At 72.5% G+C, this 17,022-nt stretch carries 15 protein-coding genes; 10 read left to right on the top strand and 5 right to left on the bottom strand.

Translation table 11 applies throughout. From position 1 onward, the window contains the following. Positions 1-58 precede the first annotated feature (58 nt). Complete coding sequence (locus AB0K82_RS08600) at positions 59-1,435, bottom strand: lysine 2,3-aminomutase (RefSeq protein ID WP_364394417.1); 1,377 nt, start codon at positions 1,433-1,435, stop codon at positions 59-61. Between the two features lie 397 nt (positions 1,436-1,832). On the opposite strand from AB0K82_RS08600, the gene AB0K82_RS08595 reads away from it, so the two are divergent. The 5 genes from AB0K82_RS08595 to plsX all read left to right on the top strand — a co-directional run bounded on the left by AB0K82_RS08595 (position 1,833) and on the right by plsX (position 6,177). Next, a complete protein-coding gene (locus tag AB0K82_RS08595) occupies positions 1,833-2,975 on the top strand; it encodes a hypothetical protein (protein WP_364394415.1) in 1,143 nt (380 codons plus the stop codon). Between the two features lie 112 nt (positions 2,976-3,087). Then, positions 3,088-3,813 (top strand): DUF998 domain-containing protein, encoded by a 726-nt coding sequence (locus tag AB0K82_RS08590; RefSeq protein WP_364394413.1) that lies wholly within the window; start codon positions 3,088-3,090, stop codon positions 3,811-3,813. After that, positions 3,810-4,658: an alpha/beta hydrolase gene (locus tag AB0K82_RS08585; protein ID WP_364394411.1), complete on the top strand. Its 849-nt coding sequence runs from the start codon at positions 3,810-3,812 to the stop codon at positions 4,656-4,658. Before AB0K82_RS08590 ends, AB0K82_RS08585 begins: the two co-directional genes overlap by 4 nt. Next, positions 4,655-5,017 carry a hypothetical protein gene (locus AB0K82_RS08580; RefSeq protein WP_364394409.1) on the top strand — a complete coding sequence of 121 codons (363 nt, stop codon included), beginning with the start codon at positions 4,655-4,657 and terminating at the stop codon, positions 5,015-5,017. The genes AB0K82_RS08585 and AB0K82_RS08580 overlap by 4 nt, the downstream gene beginning before the upstream one ends. Beyond that, entirely contained in the window at positions 5,014-6,177 is a 1,164-nt protein-coding gene (gene plsX / locus AB0K82_RS08575) for a phosphate acyltransferase PlsX (RefSeq protein ID WP_364394407.1), read from the top strand. The genes AB0K82_RS08580 and plsX overlap by 4 nt, the downstream gene beginning before the upstream one ends. A 246-nt stretch (positions 6,178-6,423) precedes the next feature. Here the strand turns inward: plsX and AB0K82_RS08570 are convergent, their stop codons facing one another. Next, the gene (locus AB0K82_RS08570) at positions 6,424-7,371 is read right to left on the bottom strand and encodes a hypothetical protein (RefSeq protein ID WP_364394405.1); all 948 of its coding nucleotides are present in this window, start codon (positions 7,369-7,371) and stop codon (positions 6,424-6,426) included. A gap of 256 nt (positions 7,372-7,627) precedes the next feature. Continuing rightward, a complete protein-coding gene (locus AB0K82_RS08565) occupies positions 7,628-8,779 on the bottom strand; it encodes a saccharopine dehydrogenase NADP-binding domain-containing protein (protein ID WP_364394403.1) in 1,152 nt (383 codons plus the stop codon). Positions 8,780-8,986: 207 nt separating this feature from the next. Between AB0K82_RS08565 and argS the strand changes: the two genes are divergently transcribed. The 3 genes from argS (at position 8,987) to AB0K82_RS08550 (ending at position 13,893) form a co-directional block, all read left to right on the top strand. Continuing rightward, positions 8,987-10,723: an arginine--tRNA ligase gene (argS, locus tag AB0K82_RS08560; RefSeq protein ID WP_364394401.1), complete on the top strand. Its 1,737-nt coding sequence runs from the start codon at positions 8,987-8,989 to the stop codon at positions 10,721-10,723. A gap of 96 nt (positions 10,724-10,819) precedes the next feature. Further along, a complete protein-coding gene (locus tag AB0K82_RS08555; RefSeq protein ID WP_364394399.1) occupies positions 10,820-12,370 on the top strand; it encodes a hypothetical protein in 1,551 nt (516 codons plus the stop codon). Positions 12,371-12,420: 50 nt separating this feature from the next. Continuing rightward, the gene (locus tag AB0K82_RS08550; RefSeq protein WP_364394397.1) at positions 12,421-13,893 is read left to right on the top strand and encodes a glutamate--cysteine ligase; all 1,473 of its coding nucleotides are present in this window, start codon (positions 12,421-12,423) and stop codon (positions 13,891-13,893) included. 4 nt (positions 13,894-13,897) lie between these two features. Here AB0K82_RS08550 and AB0K82_RS08545 read toward each other — a convergent pair whose 3' ends face one another. Further along, the gene (locus AB0K82_RS08545; RefSeq protein WP_364394395.1) at positions 13,898-14,143 is read right to left on the bottom strand and encodes a DUF2630 family protein; all 246 of its coding nucleotides are present in this window, start codon (positions 14,141-14,143) and stop codon (positions 13,898-13,900) included. A gap of 139 nt (positions 14,144-14,282) precedes the next feature. Between AB0K82_RS08545 and AB0K82_RS08540 the strand changes: the two genes are divergently transcribed. Beyond that, positions 14,283-14,678, top strand: coding sequence for a hypothetical protein (locus AB0K82_RS08540; protein WP_364394394.1), 396 nt, complete (start codon positions 14,283-14,285; stop codon positions 14,676-14,678). 115 nt (positions 14,679-14,793) lie between these two features. Here AB0K82_RS08540 and AB0K82_RS08535 read toward each other — a convergent pair whose 3' ends face one another. Continuing rightward, positions 14,794-15,831 (bottom strand): hypothetical protein, encoded by a 1,038-nt coding sequence (locus tag AB0K82_RS08535; RefSeq protein ID WP_364394393.1) that lies wholly within the window; start codon positions 15,829-15,831, stop codon positions 14,794-14,796. Between the two features lie 137 nt (positions 15,832-15,968). Here AB0K82_RS08535 and AB0K82_RS08530 point away from each other — a divergent pair, with 137 nt between their 5' ends. Next, positions 15,969-17,000: a CoA transferase gene (locus AB0K82_RS08530; RefSeq protein WP_364394392.1), complete on the top strand. Its 1,032-nt coding sequence runs from the start codon at positions 15,969-15,971 to the stop codon at positions 16,998-17,000. Positions 17,001-17,022: the final 22 nt, after the last annotated feature.

The following is a 17,022-nucleotide window of genomic DNA, read 5'->3' as shown; positions in this document are numbered from 1 at the left end:
GGCCGCACCAGGGGTACGGCCCCACGGTCACTGGTCACCGGTCATGCGAACCGGTCGGTCAGAGGGACGGGCCCGCAGCGACGACGTCGTGCGCCGTCACGTCTCCGCCCGGGACGTGCCCCTCGAACGGGAACCGGTCGCCGAAGGCCGGCCGCAGATCGGTCAGCCACACGGCCTCCGGGTCGTACTTGGCGAAGAACGGCCGGTTGACGAACTTCGGGTCGCGGCACTGGATGAAGTGCAGCATGAACAGCTTCTCGCCGCCGATCTCGACGACGCCGTCGACGCAGACCTTGCCGGGCGTGGCGGACATGGACGGACCGCGAACGGTGCGGCAGAGCCCGGAGGTGTTCTTGTACGCGTCCCGAAAGATCTCGTAGGCGCGGGCGAGCGGCACGGCGAAGTAGTCCTGGGGCCCGGTGTCACGTTCCACGAACATGTAGTAGGGGATCATGCCCATCCGCAGCTGTCGCCGCCACATGGTCTCCCACGTCAGCGGCGCGTCGTTGATCGTGCGGATGAGCGGGGCCTGAGTACGGATCACCGCGCCGGTGGAGCGGATGCGCCTGGTCGCCTCGGACACCAGGTGCGGTTCGAGCTCGCGCGGGTGGGTGAAGTGGGCCATGAACGCGAGGTTCTTGCCCGCGTTGACGACCTTCTCGAACAGGCGAAGCGTGTCGTCCGCGTCGGGGTCGGTGACCCAGCGCTGCGGCCAGTAGGCCAGGGCCTTGCTGCCGATCCGGATGGATTCGAGCTGCTCGAGCTCCAACAGCGGCTCGAGGTAGCGCCGCAGGACGGGCTCACCCATGATCATCGGGTCGCCGCCCGTGATCAGGACGCTCGTGACCTCCGGGTGCGCGCGCAGGTAGCGCTTGAGCCGGTCGACGTCATCGCCCGCCATCTTCAGGTCGGGCTCGCCGACGAACTGCGCCCACCGGAAGCAGTAGGTGCAGTAGGCGTGACAGGTCTGGCCCTGTTTGGGGAAGAACAGCACGGTCTCGGGGTACTTGTGCTGCACCCCGGGCATCGGCTCCTCGTGGAGGGTCGGGACGTTGAGCTGCAACTGTCCCGCCGGGTGCGGGTTCAGTTTCAGCCGGACCTCGTGGGCGGCGGCGTTCACCTCGGCGCGAGGCGCTCCCCGGCGCAGCAGGTCGGAGATGCGGGCGACGTCCTCCGCGGGGAGCATGTCCTCTTGCGGGAAGACGAGCCGGTAGATGGGGTCGTCCGGGGCGGCGGACCAGTCGATCAGCTCATCGACGACGTAGCTGTTGGTGCGGAACGGCAGGACCGTGGCGACCGCCTGGATCGCCAGGCGTTGCTCGGTGGTCAGCCCGGCGCGAGCGGTGAGCTCGTCCAGATGCTTCGCCGTGAAGGCGCGGAACCTGCGGCCGGTGGTGTTCACCGCGGCGGGCGCCGCGTCATTGACCAAGGTCACGTTGACATTACTCCTCCGAGTCGACGGGAAACGCGCAAGCAGAGTCGCGCGGACCGGGCCGAAGGGCCCTCCGCAGGCGACTCGCTGGTGGAGATCTCCTCCTTCACGGTCGGACCGCGACGCCATCGCGTCGCGGCATGCCACGCTCCCCACCCCCATTGAACCTGTTGAGCCCCGTTTCTTACGAATTTGATACCCGCAGAGAGGCTTACCGATGCGCAGGCGTGGGTCCCCCTAAATGATCAACGTTCGACAAGGCGCGGAAGTGTCAGGCCGACACGCGACCCCCGTTAGTGATCGTGTCGGAGGGCTACGCCATACTGCGGGTGACGAATCCCAGCAGCGACAGGGGCCACCCGTGGTCAGCGGTGTCCCTGCCGCCCCACGAGGAGAGGTCGTGGGCAGACACCGTAAGCGCCGCGCGGCACCCCGGCTGAGCCGCAGGATCGCGCTGCTCTCGGCCGGCCTGCTCATTCCCTGCACCGGCGGCGCCGCCGTACTCGCCGCGACGACCGACCTGGACCAGCACGCGGTCCCGTCGGCCCGTTCGCGCGCCGCCTCCCGGCCCGGTGCGGCGATCAGGGAGGTGCCCGGCTCGAGCCCGCGCCCGGCCGCCGCGCGCCCGGCGCCCACCGCCTCCCGGACCACCACGGCTCCGGATCCGACCGCCTCGGCCGCTCCGGCCGCCGACGTCCCCTTCGCGCCGTACGCCGACGTGCTGAGCTGGCCGCCGCTCGACTTCGCCAAGACCTCGGCGCGGACGGGCGTACGGGACTACACCCTCGGGTTCGTCGCGGCCGCCCAGGGATGCACGCCGACCTGGGGCGGCCTGACGCCGCTCGACGACGCGGTCGTCCGCAAGCAGCTCAAGAAGGTCCCCGGCGAGACCATCGTGTCCTTCGGCGGCCCGCACGCCACCGAACTCGCCGGCGGCTGCGCGGACACCGACGCGCTCACCACGGCGTACCGCTCGGTGCTGACCACCACCAAGGCCGAGCGGATCGACTTCTACCTCACCGACAAGGCGCTGGCCGACGGCGCGGCGGCGGGCCGCCGCGCCGAGGCGCTGGCCCGGCTGCAGCACGACCGGCCCGGCCTGCGGGTGTCGTTCACCGTTCCGCTGCGCCGCTCCGGTCTCGCCGACGGCGCGCTCGCCGCGCTGCGGTCGGCGATGACGGCCGGCGTCGACGTCTCGATCGTGAACCTCGTCCCCGCCGGCGGGACCGGATCGACCGTGATCGCCTCCGCGACCGCCGCCCACGGCCAGCTCCAGCGGCTGTACCACCAGGACGCCGACACGGTGTGGCGGCGGATGGGCGTCGTGCCCGTCATCGGGGTGACGGGCGCCGGCGCGGGGGTGCAGCCCGCCGACGCCCGGCAGATCCGTACGTGGGCCGCCGCCCGTCACCTGGGCCGCCTGTCGATGTGGTCGATCACCCGGGACACGCCCTGCACCGCGGACACCACCGCGCAGAACGACACGTGCAGCGGGCTCGACGAGGACCCCGGAGTCTTCTCCAGAATCTTGCAAGGATCGTAAGAACCTGCAGCTCTACGGCTTAAGTCCACCGCCGTTGGGTAGTCCCATGGACCCGCTCGGGACGCCTAGATTGGAAGCTGTGACTTCGGCGACACCTGCACGTGATCCGGCGATGATTCCGGCGTTCCTGCCGGTCCTCGCCGCCGTCGCAGGCGTCGTCTACAGCTCCTGGGTCCTGCAGTTCCTCATCGACCCGAAGCTGGACGCGGTCAACGGGTACGTCAGCGAGCTGTCCGCCACCGACCAGCCGTACCACCGGTTCTTCTCTGGCTGTGACTTCCTCGCGGGCACCTTGGCGATCGTGGTCGCGGCCGTCGTGCTGCGCCGGCTGCGGCCCCGCGGCTGGGCGCTCGTCGGCTGGACGGCCCTGCTGCTGTTCGGCGTCTTCTCGATCGGCGACTCCCTGTTCGCCATGGACTGCGCGCCGAACTCCGACCCGACCTGCGCGCTACGCGAGCGGGCCGGGACCGTGTCGTTCGCCCACGAGTTCCACTCCGTGACGAGCACGCTCGTCGTCACCAGCGGCATCGTCAGCCTCATCGCCCTGACCATCGCCGCCCGCCGGTACGGCCGCTGGCCGGTGCTCGCCCGCTGGAGCTGGCCCGTCATGGTCGTGGAGACGAGCACCGCGCTGGGCACGCTGCCGCTGATGTACTTCGGCCTGATGCTGGGCGTCATGGAGCGCGTGCAGGTGACGGTGATCTCGGTGTGGCTGTTCGTCATCGCCGTCGAGCTGTACACCGGCCGGCGGCGCGCCCGCGCCGCGTGGACCGCCCTCCGCCCGGTCGGGCCGCCCGACGATCGGAGCGCCGTACGGGAGAAGGCCGCCAGCCCGTGAAAGACCGCCTGCCCGGCGATCTCATGACCGTCGGCGGAGACCACCTGCACGTCGTCGCGGAGGGTACGGGGAAGCCTCCCCTGCTGCTCAGCGCGGGGCTCGGCGGCGCCTGGTTCGACTGGATCCCGGTCGTCTCGCTTCTGCGCGACGCGTACCGCGTGATCGCCTTCGACCGGCCCGGCCTCGGCGGCAGCCCGCCCGTACGGCGCGCCGCGACCCTCCGCGCGGAGGCCGACCGGCTGGCCGCGCTGACCCGGTGGGCGGGGGCGCCGGTCATCCTGGTCGCGCACTCGTTCGCCGGTTTCCACGCCGAGGCGTTCGCCCGGCTCCACCCGGAGCTGGTCGGCGGCATGGTGCTGGTCGACCCCAGCGCGGAGCCGCGCCCGCCGAAGTACTCCCGCCCGCTCACCCGCCTCGAGCCCCTCGCGCGCCTCGCCGGCACGGTCGCCGGCGCGACCGGCGTCGCCCGGCTGGCGGGCCCCGCCGCGTACCGCCTGGCGATGCGGCTGCTGACCACGCGCGGGAACGTCGCTCCCCCGGAGTACGTCCAGGCGGTGTGCACGCGCGGGCACGTCCTGGGCACTCTCCTCGCCGAGGACTCCGTCTACCGCCAGATGGCCGCGGACCTGCTCACGCTGCGGTGCCACCGGGGGTTCCCCGACATCCCGCTGCGAGTGATCACCGCCCTGGGCGACATGCGGGGCGGCCGGGACGCGTGGCGACGCGCGCACGCCGACCTCGCGGCGCTCAGCCCGCGCGGCCGGCAGGTCGTCCTGCCCGACGTCGGGCATCTCGTGCAGATCGACCGGCCCGAGGTCGTGGCACAGGCGGTCCGGGATCTGTGAAGGCCGTCATCCTCGCCCTCATCCCGCTCCTCATGGTGGCGGCGTGCGAGAACCCCGTCCGCAAGGTCGCGGAGAGCTCACTGCGCAACGCGACGGCCCGCGGCGCGGCCGACGAACTGCGCGGCCTCGGGTACACGATCCGCGCGGGGATGCGCTGCCGTACGCTGTCGGCCGACACGCTGTCGGTCGTCCGGGTGCAGTGCGTCGGCCGAACCCACCGCGGCGAGCCGGTCCGGGTGAACGCCGTCGCCTACCAGGCGAACTCCCCTCATCCCCGTCAGGAGTACGTGATCACGGTGAGCGGCCGCGAGGTCGTACGCAAACCCTGCCTCGGCCAGGGCTGCCAGGACCCGCGATGACGGGACCGGTCGAGGGGCGCGCCGGGAAGCGGCCGAACGCGCCGGGCGAGGGCCGGCCGGACGCGCGGGCCGACCGGCCCGGCGAGCCGGCCGGGGGCCCGCGGGTCGCGGTGGACGCGATGGGCGGCGACGAGGCCCCCGAGCAGGTGGTGGCCGGCGCCGTGGCCGCGGTCCGCGAGCACGGCGTCCGCGTCGTCCTGGTCGGCCACGCCCGCCGCGTCCGGGACCTGCTCCGCGAGCACGACGCGCTGGGCGAGGTCCCGATCGCGCACGCCGAGGACGCCCTCGCCATGGACGCGGGCGCGCTGGCCGGGTGGCGGCGGCCGCGTTCGTCCGTGGCGGTCGCCTGCCACCTGATCCGGCGCGGGCACGCCGCCGCGCTGGTGTCGGCCGGGTCGACCGGCGGCGTGGTGGCGACCTCGCGACTGCGCCTGCGCGGGCAGGCCGGGGTCATGCGGCCGGCGCTCGCCGTGGTCCTGCCCACGCGCCCGCGCCCGACGGTGCTCCTCGACGCCGGCGCGACCGCCGACGCCAAGCCCGAGATGCTCGTCCAGTTCGCCACGCTCGGCACCGCGTACGCCCGCATCCGGCTCGGCGTGCCCGCACCGCGGGTCGGGCTGCTGACGATCGGCGAGGAGGCCGGCAAGGGCAACAAGCTGACCCGCCGCGCCCATGAGCTGCTGTCCGGGGACCTGCCGGGCGTCGAATTCGTCGGCAACATCGAGGGCGGCGACCTGATGGCGGGCGCGGTCGACGTGGTCGTCACGGACGGGTTCACCGGCAATGTCGCGCTCAAGACCGTCGAAGGGGCCGTACGGCTCGCGGTGACGGAGATGCGCTCCGCGATCGGCTCCGGCCTGCTCGCCCGCGTCGGCACGCTGCTGCAGCGCCGCCAGTTGCGCCGGCTGCGGGACCACCTGGACCCGGAGACGCACGGCGGCGGCGTCCTCCTCGGCCTGAACGGCACCGTGGTCATCGCCCACGGCGCCTCCCGCGCGCCCGGGATCGCCGCGGCCTGCGTCCTCGCCCGCGACCTGGCCGCCGACCGCATCGTCGAGCAGATCGGCGAGGGCCTGGCCGCCACCCGCCAGAACCGCTTCTCCCGCCGCCCCCACGCCGACTCGGACCCCGGCGCCCCTCCCGACCACCCCGACCCCTGACCCGCCCCGCACCCGGCGCCGCGCCGAGCAGGTCCCGGCGGAGTACGAGCGCGTGAGCCGGAGGGCATCCGGCCCCTTGATCCGCGGATGTTCGGATTCCTGCCGTTCAGAAGCGGGAGTGTGGACACAATGCTCGGCGATGTCCGTGGCCGTGGGCTAGTTTCGGGCGGTTCGACCGTTCGCGTGGTGGCCTTCGCCGAGCGTTTCGCACGCTGCCAGAGCTGAATCGGGGAGCTCGGCAGCGGGTCAGGCGACGGTGACGTGGGAGGGTGCGATCGCCGTCAGACGTGCCGGGTCGACGCGCGTTCCGGCGAGCCGGCGCCGCACCTCCGGTTCCACGAACGCCGCAGCGGCGGCCGTCCGGATGATCAGGTCGGTGCCGTCCGGCGCGGCGGTCAGCCCGATGGCCTCGATCTCGTTCCAGGCCAGGAACTCCTCCTTGAACCGGAGGCCGGCTCCGTCCGCCGTGAGGGCCGCTTGCGGGATGAGCTGGTCGGCCAGGACCAGGCAGAACCCGGCCAGCATGACGCCCAGCGGGATCCCGGCGCGTGGGTCCTGCCGCACCATGAGGGCGGCCCAGGCGCCGCCGATCACGCCGTTCCAGACCAGCAGGAAGGCGGCGCCCGGCATTACCGACCGGAACGGCGCGCGTACGGCGTAGGGCTCTGCGTCTCCGCGGCGGACCTCGACGACCGGCACCGACGTCAGGCTCCGGAAGCGGTCGGCCAGTTCGCCCGCCGGCGTTCCCCCGCAGGCTGTTTCGAAGGCGAACGCGAACGGCTCGTCGCGGCCCGGGACCCGCAGCCGCGGGACCGGCGTGATCCGCCGCAGCGACTCCGGCAACCGGGGCCAGGTACGGGCGCGCGGCGCGTCGTCCGGCTCGGCGCGGATCCCGACCGTGGCCCTGCCTCGGTTCCCGCTGAAGACGACGATCTGGGTGATCCGGTCCCAGCTCAGGCTGCTTCGGTTCAGGATCGAGACGCCGTCGCGGTCCGCGGTGAGGACCTTCTGCGGATAGAGCGAGAAGGCGGCGATCACGACGATCCAGGCGGGGATGATGGGGAGTCCGCTCCGCCCGCCGATGAGGTAGGCCAGGCCGGCCACCCCGACGAAGGCGAGAGCGTACCCGGCGAGCTGCAACGGCCGGTCCGGCGAGAACCCGAGTCCCCGCCTACGCAGTACGACCTCGTTCACCGTGCGCCTCCTCCGGGCGAACCGACCGTCCGCGACACAGGACGCCCGCGACAGCGCGCCGGTTGTCAGTCGGTCGCACTTCGTGCGACGCCACCGTCGGCGCCGGGGCCCAGGGCCTTCCGGAGCACGATGCTCGGTGGTGCCCGTGGTTCCAGGCCGCTTTCGGGTGGTTCGGCGGCTCGTGTGGGGTCGTTCGCCGAGCGTTTCGCACGCCGGATCGGCGGCCGGCGCTGCGGCCTGCGGTCTTCGCGCTTCGTCAGCCGGTCGAGCCGACGACCGTGAACTCCAGTCCGGCGCGCTGAAGGCGGCCCAGGAGGGCGTCGCCCATCGCCTCGGCGGTGGTGACCTGGCCGGCGGTCTCGGGCAGGTCGTCGAAGGCCAGGGACAGGGCGGACTCGGCCAGCATCTTGGCGGTCTCGTCATAGCCGGGATCACCGCCGGAGACCTTGGTCACGACCTTCCGCCCGCCGCCCTCTCCCACGAAGTGCACACTGAACCAGCTCCTGGCCCGTCTCTCCGGCGACGGCCCGTCCCCGGGGGTGAAGCGGTCGAGCAGCCGATCCCGTACGGGCCCGATCTGGGCGGCCGCCACGGCCCCCGCCGTCCCGGCGGCCAGGCCGACGGCGGACGCCAGGTGCCGTACCGCGGCGAAGTGGCTGTAGGAGAAGTCGGGCCCGTACCGGTCAAGGGCGGCCGCGGAGCGCCGGACCACGTCGGGGTCCAGGGTCGGCAACGGCAGCGCCCAGGCGCCGAGCCCGGCGTTGCGGTGCGGGCGCCCCTGGACGGCGCGGATCCGGCGGCCCGGCACGGGCGGCTCCGCCGCTCGCCGTCTGCGGTGCACCCTGGCCGCCTCACGCAGGTGGGCCATCGCGGTGATCGCGGAGTGGACGGTTCCGCCCGACGGCGCGCCGCCGGCCTGGACGTACCCGCGCACGCTGAGCGGGACGTCCTCGGGGAGCCGCCGGACGGTGAAGTAGACGCCGAGGTCGTGCGGCACCGAGTCGAACCCGCACGCGTGCACGAGCCGCGCGCCGGTCTCGACCGCTCGCGCGTGGTACTTGAGGTACATCAGGTCGACGAACTCCGGCTCCCCGGTGAGGTCGACGTAGTCGGTGCCGGCCTCGGCGCACGCGGCCACGAGCGGCTCGCCGTAGGTGAGGTACGGGCCGACCGTGCTGATCACCACACGGGCGGCCGCGGCGATCTCCCGGAGCGAGGCCGGGTCGGTCACGTCGGCGCGCAGCAGCGGCAGGTCTACGCCGAGGCGGTCGCGCAGCGCCTCCAGCTTGGCCGGGTTCCGCCCGGCGACCGCCCACGTCCCGGTTCCGTGGGCCGCGAGGTACTCGGCGGTGAGGGCGCCGGTGAACCCGGTCGCACCGAAGAGGACGATGTCGTACGGCCGGTCCATGGGTTTCCCTCCGTCGGACGTACCTGCTTGCTTACCGCGCGCGCCGGGCTTCGTGAAGCGGCCCACGCCGACTGTGGCGCAGGTCGCACGATCACCGACGCGCCACCCGGCCGTAGGGGATATTCGGATGGGGCTGCGGTCGCTCGCCGATAGGCTTTGAAGACGTCGCAGCCACAGCTGCCGAAGCCGTACTCCATGAGGATCCCGATGTCCGACCCGCAGCACGTTCTCGCCGCCCGCGTCCAGGCCGCCCTCGGGGCGGCGTTCGGAGAGCCCGACGCCGACCCGGTGATCCGCCCGTCGCAGTTCGCCGACTTCCAGGCCAACGTCGCGCTTCCGCTCGCCAAGAGGCTCGGCCGCAAGCCGCGTGACATCGCCGCCGAGCTCGTGGCGCACCTCGACGTGTCCGACGTCTGCTCGAAGGTCGAGATCAGCGGTCCGGGGTTCGTCAACCTGACGCTGAGCCCGGAGTGGATCGCCGGGCAGGCGCAGGAGATGCACGGCGACGAGCGGCTGTCGGTGGAGCGGACCGAGGCGCCGCAGACCACGGTCGTGGAGTACTCCTCGCCGAACATCGCCAAGGAGATGCACGTCGGTCATCTCCGGACCACGATCGTCGGCGACGCGCTCGCGCGGGTGCTGGAGTTCCTCGGGCACAACGTGATCCGGGACAACCACATCGGCGACTGGGGCACGCCGTACGGCATGCTGATCGAGCTGCTGCTCGACGTCGGTGAGGGATCGGCGGAGGCCAGGCTCCTGGAGACCGACCCGAACGCCTTCTACCAGATGGCGCGGCAGCGGTTCGACTCCGAGCCCGAGTTCGCCCAGCGGTCCCGGGAGCGGGTCGTGACGCTGCAGGCCCACGACCCGGACACCATCCGGCACTGGGAGCGGCTGGTCGAGCTGTCAAAGATCTACCTGCACAAGGTCTACGGCCGGCTCGGCGTGACGCTCACCGACGAGGACATCCGGGGCGAGAGCTTCTACGACGACATGCTCGGCCTCACCGCGGACGAGCTGCGGGACAAGGGCATCGCGGAGATCAGCGAAGGGGCGCTGTGCGTGTTCCCGCCCGGGTTCACCGGCCGGGAGGGCGACCCGCTGCCTGTGATCATCCGCAAGAGCGACGGGGGCTACAACTACTCCACCTCCGACCTGGCCACGATCCGGTACCGCGTCGACAAGCTGGACGTCGACCGGATGATCTACGTTGTCGGCTCGCAGCAGGCGCTGCACTTCCAGATGGTGTTCGCGGTGGCCCGGATGGCGGGCTGGCTGCCGGAGAGCGTCAGTGCCGAGCACGCCCAGATCGGGAACGTCCTGGGCCCCGACGGGAAGATCTTCCGGACCCGGAGCGGCAAGTCGGTCAAGCTGACCGAGCTGCTGGACGAGGCCGTCGAGCGGGCCGGCGCGGCGTTCGACGAGGTGCCGCACGAGGGAGAGTTCGACGACGAGACCCGGCGGCGGATCGTCGAGGCCGTCGGCATCGGCGCGGTCAAGTACGCCGACCTGTCGGTCGCCCGGGGCAGCGAGTACATCTTCGACTTCGACCGGATGATCTCCTTCCGGGGCAACACCGGGCCGTACCTCCAGTACGCCACGGCGCGGATCCGGTCGATCTTCCGCAAGGGCGGGCTGTCCCCGGAGGAGGCGGCGGGGCCGATCGCGCTCGACCACGAGGCGGAGCGGGCGCTCGCCCTGCACCTGCTGGGGTTCGGCACCGCGCTGCGGCAGACCGGCGAGGCGACCGAGCCGCACCGGCTGTGCGCGTACCTGTTCGACCTGGCCTCGGCGTACACCACCTTCTACGAGAACTGCCACGTGCTGCGGGCGCCGGACGAGGCCACGAAGGCGTCGCGGCTGGCGCTGTGCGCGCTGACCCTGCGCACCCTCACCAAGGGCCTCGAACTGCTCGGCGTGGCGACTCCGGAGCGAATGTAGCGGTCCTCTCCTCCCGCCCGTTCGTTCGCGAGGAACGGGCGGGCGGTGCCGTACGTCGGACTTCGGGCGACGGGATTCGAAGACGCGGGAGGCGGCGTGAGCGACTGGTGGATCGACGCACGGCAGGCCCGGCAGATCCGCGGCCTGCAGGAGGAGGTCAGCGAGGCCTACCACTACGCCGATCGCAGGTCGCGAACGCTGCAGTCGAAGCTCACGGAGGTGGAGGGCACGCTCGAACGGCGGATCGACCGGCTGGCCCGGTCGTTCGACGCGTTCGTGGAGCTCTCGGACCTGCGGATGGAGATGGCGGCCTTCGACCGGGAGGCCGCCATCCGCAAGGAGACGCGGCGACTGCTGCGTTCGCTCGCTCGGGACGCCGCCGACCCGCCCCGCCTCGACCCGGGTGACTGCCCCGGCTACTGGCTGGGGCCGGCCGCCGAGGCCCTGTCGGCCCTGCTCCGGGGGGACGAGGTGACCGCGGGCACGCACGCCGCCGAGGCGAGCCGGCGCGACGAGGCGCGGACCGCCCTGTTCCTGACGCTGGCGCTCGCGGTCGCGGGCCGGGACGCCGAGGTCGTGCCGTGGCTGGCGCGGACCCTGCCGCCCCTCGGCGAGACCGTCACCCACGTGCAGCGACGGCTGTGGGTCGCCTGCGCCGAAGGGATCTTCGGCGAGCCGGGACGGTCCCACGTCGAACGCCGCCTGGCCGAGTTCGTCGAGGGCCTTCCGGCCGCCGCCGCCACCGCGGAGGGCCGGGCGTGGGCGGAGAAGATGTCCTCCGCGGACGGGAGCGGGAAGACCTCCCGGCTGCCGCGGCTCCTGCGGGACCAGACGGCCCTGACCGCACCGCCGGCGGACGCCGCGCGCCTCGCCCGCCTGCGGGCCCGGATCGAGGAGACCCTCCCCGCGGCCGAACCCCCACCTCGTACGGCGGATGACGCCGGCTCGGCGGAGTTCGCCGCGCTGCTGGTCACGCTCGTCGACGAGGGAAGCCCCGACGAGGCGCCGCTCATCGCCCGGGCCCGGGAGCTGCGGCAGATCATCGAGAACGGCGCGGCCGCACCGCCGAAGGCATGGGACGCCCCGGGCGGAGAGACCCGGGCGCTGCTGCGCGGCGACATGTTCGACGGGAGATCGCCGGCGCTGCGCCTGCTCGCCCTGAACGCCGGACGCCGCTGGATCGCCGAGGTGGCCGACGACCTGGCGGAGAAGGCGTCCCGTCCGCTCCCCGCACGGATACAGGTCCGGGTGCGCGGCTGGGACCTGTCGATCGGCCCGGACGGGCCGGACTCGACGGCGGAGGCCGAGGCCGGGATCGACGCCCAGTACGTGACCAGCCCGACGGCGGAACGATCCGGCCTGGCCCTGGCCGGCGCCGGCGTCCTGGTCGTCATCGGGACGATCGCCGCCGGTCTCGGCGTCCTGGCGGTCGTCGCCGCCGTGGTCGCCGTCAGCGGGACGGTCCTGTGGATCACGCAGCGGCTCGCTCGCCGAACGGCCGTGGAAGGCGCCGTACGGGAGAAGGACCGCCTCGTCCGCGAGGCGCGGCAGATCGCCGACGCCCTTCGGGAGCATCGGTCCCGGTATGAGACTCTCGCCACGTCTGCCGCGAAAGACCAGGAGTCGATCCATACCTTCGTCGACTAGGGGTATGCCTCCTTCGGGAATGGTGGGACGAACACGCCCGGAGGGTTGGCATGGGCAGGGACGTGGCGGCGGTCGCCATCACCAAGGAAGACCGGCGGCGTTACAGGGAGAAGGTCCGGCGTTGTCTGGAGGCCCTGTCGGCGATGTTGCGCGACGGCCGGTTCGAGGAGGACCGTGCCAGCATCGGGATGGAGGTCGAGCTCAACCTCGTCGACGAGACCGGTCGGCCCGCGATGCTGAACGCGCCGGTGCTGGAGTCGATCGCCGATCCGGGCTCGTGGGCGACCGAGCTCGCGCAGTTCAACATCGAGATCAACATGCCGCCCGGGTCACTGGCCGGCAAGTCCCTCGCGATGCTCGAGCAGAGGATCCGCGACAACCTCAACCACGCCGACGGGCGTGCGCGGGCGGTGGGCGCCGAACTGGCGATGATCGGCATTCTGCCGACGCTGCGCGAGTCCGACGTCAGTGAGGCGACGCTGTCCTCGAACCCGCGGTACAAGCTCCTCAACGAGCAGGTCCTCGCGGCCCGCGGGGAGAACCTGCCGCTGGAGATCGAGGGCGTCGAGCTGCTGCGGACCTCTTCGGACTGCATCGCGCCCGAGGCGGCGTGCACGAGCGTCCAGTTCCACCTGCAGGTCCGCCCGGAGCACTTCGCGGCGTGCTGGAACGCCGCCCAGGCCATCGCCGGCGTGCAGGTCGCGCTCGGCGCGAACTCCCCGTATCTGTTCGGCAAGGAGCTGTGGCGGGAGACCCGGCTGCCGCTGTTCGAGCAGTCGACCGACACGCGGTCGGAGGAGCTGAAGGCGCAGGGCGTACGGCCCCGGGTGTGGTTCGGCGAACGCTGGATCGACTCGGTGTACGACCTGTTCGAGGAGAACTCGCGGTACTTCTCCGCGCTGCTGCCGATGTGCGAGGACGAGGATCCCATGGAGGCGCTCGCCCGCGGCGAGACCCCCGAACTGGCCGAGATGTCGCTGCACAACGGCACGGTCTACCGCTGGAACCGCCCGGTGTACGCCGTCGTCGACGGCCGCCCGCACCTGCGGGTGGAGAACCGCGTCCTGCCCGCCGGCCCGACCGTCGCGGACATCATGGCCAACGCCGCCCTCTACTACGGTCTGGTACGGGCCCTGGCGGAGGAGGAGCACCCGGTCTGGGAGCGGATGTCCTTCGCGGCCGCCGCCGACAACGCGCGCCGGGGGGCGCGGTACGGCCTGGACGCCCGGCTCTACTGGCCCGGGGTCGGCGAGGCGCCGGTCACCGAGCTGGTGCTCGACCACCTGCTGCCCCTCGCCGCCGCCGGCCTCGACGGATGGGGCGTCGACACGGTGGTCCGCGACCGGCTGCTCCGGATCATCGAACAGCGCTGCGCCACCGGCCGAAATGGCGCGACCTGGCAGGTCGCGGCCGTCCGCGCGGCCGGCGGCGACCGCGAGGAGGCGCTCCGGCTGATGACGCGCCGCTACGTCGACCACATGCACACCAACGCGCCCGTGCACACCTGGCCGATCGAGGACTGACCGCTTACTGGAGGTAGCCCTCGACCTCGCCGGGCGGCCGGGACTGGGCGCCGTCGGGATCGTCTCCGGCGTCCCGCCGCGCCCTGCGCTGGCGCAGAAGGTCCCAGCACTGGTCGAGCTGCTCCTCGACCGTGCGCAGCCGCTGGTGCTCTTCGTCGGCGGTCAGCTCGCCCTTCTGCAGCCGCTCACGGAGCGTGTGCTCCTCCACCACCAGGTCGTTGATATGACCGAGAATCTCGTTGTCCTGCATTCCTGCATCACCTCTCGACGACAGTTTGGCAGTTCCGCGTCGCCGGTGGTGTTCAGGAGGGGGCTGCGCCGTTTCGGCCGGTCACCGCCGCTTGCGACCGCCGACCCGTCCGGTCAGGAACCCGACGACGCGCACCGGTATGGCCGTGACGGGCGACTTGGCGACGGTGACCACCGCCTTGGCCGCGGCGGTCGTCATCTTCGACGCGGCGGACGACGCCTTCGCGGTCGGCGTGGCCGATTTCCTCTTCGCCGCGCTCGCGTGCCTCTTCGCCTTGTGCGCAGGCTTCTTCGCCGTGCGCGCGGGCTTCTTGGTGGCCGGTTTCTTGGCTGCGGGTTTCTTGGCGGCGAGTTTGCCGGTGGCCGTTTTCTTGGCGGCGGCGGTCTTCGCGCCACCGGCCTTGGCCCTGCCGGTCTTCGTGGCGCCGGCCTTTGCCGTGCCGGTCTTCGCGGTGCGACCCGAGCTCGCCGTGGAACGGCGGGCGGTCGACCGCTTCGTGGTGTTCGTGGGCACTGATCCATCCCCCCGGTTTTGATCAGGTACGAAGGGATGCATTCCACAATCGGCGACCATCCACACACCGACCGTAGGTATTCGAACCGACGGAGGCGCCCGCCGTACCCGGCGGACGCCCCCGAATCCGGACGGGATCAGCGGCCGTACTTGACGATCACGTCGGCCTTGTCGATGTCATCGCCAACGGCCAGCGTGCCGACGCCCCAGACGGAGGTCGTCCCCTTCACCTGGGCCAGCGCGTTGATCTGTGTCTTGTAGCCGGTGCGCTGCGGCAGCTTGGCGAGGCTCCAGCGACCCGCGCGGTAGCGCAGGAGCCGGGTCCCGTCCGCGACCGCCCACAGGCCCTTCGAGCCGTCGGAGACGATGGAGCCGATGCGCCCGACCCCGGACACGGGCGAGGCGGACGTCCACTTCTTGCCGTTCCAGTGCAGGATCACGCCGCTCATGGCTCCGGACACCCAGACGTCCTTCGCGCCGAGCGCCCGGACGCCGCCCAGCATGGGGTCGTCGGTGGGGATCGACACCCTGCGCCAGGTCTTGCCGTTCCAGTGCATCACGGCCGATTCGTACTGTGTCTTCCCGTGCACCAGGCCGATCGCCCAGATGTCACGGCTCGACACCGCGCTGACGTCGGACACGTAACCGGGCACGGCGACGGTCTTCCAGCGCTTGCCGTCGAAGTGCCGGGCCTTGCCCGCCCCGAGGCCGCCGGCGCCCATGCCCAGGAGCCAGACGTCCTTCTTGCCGATGGCCGCGATCGCGTCACCGGCCGGTTCGAAGGTCGTACGCGTGGGGGCGGTGTGCCACTTCTTTCCGTCCCACCGGAGGGCGTAGGCCTTGTCGCGGCCGTCCGTGCCGGTGACCCAGACGTTCGTGCCGGACGTGGCGGACGTGGCGGCCACGTGGTCGAGGTGGATGCCCTTGACGGCGGAGGGGACCGCCACCGTCTTCCACGTCTTGCCGTTCCAGTGCCGGACGAGCGCGCGGTTCTTGCCGGAGACGGTCTGGCTGCCGACGGCCCAGACGTTATTGGCGCTGACGGTCGCGACGGCGCGGAGCGCGGCGTCGGCGTGGCTGCCCGCGATCCGCCAGCCGGGCGCGGCGGCGGCCGTCGAGGTGAAGGCAGCCGTAAGGGCCGTGGCCGTACCGACCACGACGAGGGAGCGTCGCATGCAGAGCCTTCCGATCGAGAGGGGGAGGCCGGAGCGAGATCACAACCTACGCGAAACGACCATTCACGGCGACGGTATTCGGCGTGCATCGAAACCCCCGGGCAGCGAACCGAGCAAGTGCTTGGTATAACGGTTTCATGGGTCTGCTCGACGGGTTGCGGGTGCTGGATCTGACGCGATGGCGCCCGGGGCCGTACGCCACGCAGTTGCTGGCCCAGCTCGGCGCGGACGTGCTGAAGGTCGAGCCGCCGGGCGGCGAGCCGATGCGCGCCTTCCCGAGCCACTTCGAGCTGCTGAACCGGAACAAGCGCAGCACCGTCATCGACCTGCCGGCCGGCGGGGCGGGCTGCCTGGAGCTCGCGGCGGGCGCGGACGTCTTCGTCGAGGGCTACCGTCCCGGCGTCGCCGACCGGCTCGGCGTGGGCTACGACGCCGTACGAGCGGTCAACCCGCGGATCGTCTACTGCTCGATCTCCGGGTACGGCGCGAGCGGCCCCCTCGCCGCGCTGCCCGGCCACGACGTCAACTACCGCGCGTACGCGGGCACCGCGCCGCCGGACGACGGCGGGCACGAGTTCCCGGTGGCGGACATGGCCGCCGCGATGATGGCCGCGTTCGCGATCGTGGCCGCCTGCCACAAGGGGCGGGGCGAGCGCATCGACCTCGGGATGGCCGACGTGCTGGCCAACTGGATGAGCACCGTCCCGGTCTCCACGGCGGCGGAGGCACCGGGTTCCCGGGGACCGGTGCCGGGCTACGGCGTCTATCCGGCCCGGGACGGCGCGCGGGTGAGTCTCGGCGTCGTGTCGGAGGATCGGCTGTGGGCGGCCACCTGCCGGGCCCTCGGACTCGACCACCACGCCGGCCTGCCCTTCGCCGAGCGGCTGCGTCGCGCCGGGGAGCTCGACCGGGACCTCGCCGGCCGGATCGCCGAGCTGCCCCGCGACGCGGTCGTCGCCCGGTTGACCGAGGCGGGCGCGCCGGTCGCGCCGGTGCTGTCCCCCGCCGAGATGAGGACCGTCGACCACTTCCGGGAGCGCGGCGTCCTCGACGGCACTCCCGTACGGACGCTGCTCGACCCGCCGCCGCCCCCGGGCCGCGCTCCGGACCTGGGTGGCGCGCGCGGGTGGGCGCGGGCGCGGCCGGAGCCGCCGCCCGAACGCGTCTGAGCGCCCTGCGTCCCAGCGGCGG

It is taken from the genome of Actinoallomurus sp. NPDC052274 (assembly GCF_040679475.1).
Classification (GTDB): Bacteria; Actinomycetota; Actinomycetes; order Streptosporangiales; family Streptosporangiaceae; genus Actinoallomurus; species Actinoallomurus liliacearum.
Note: the sequence above shows the minus strand (reverse complement) of the source record. Positions and strands in the feature narration are given on the sequence as shown.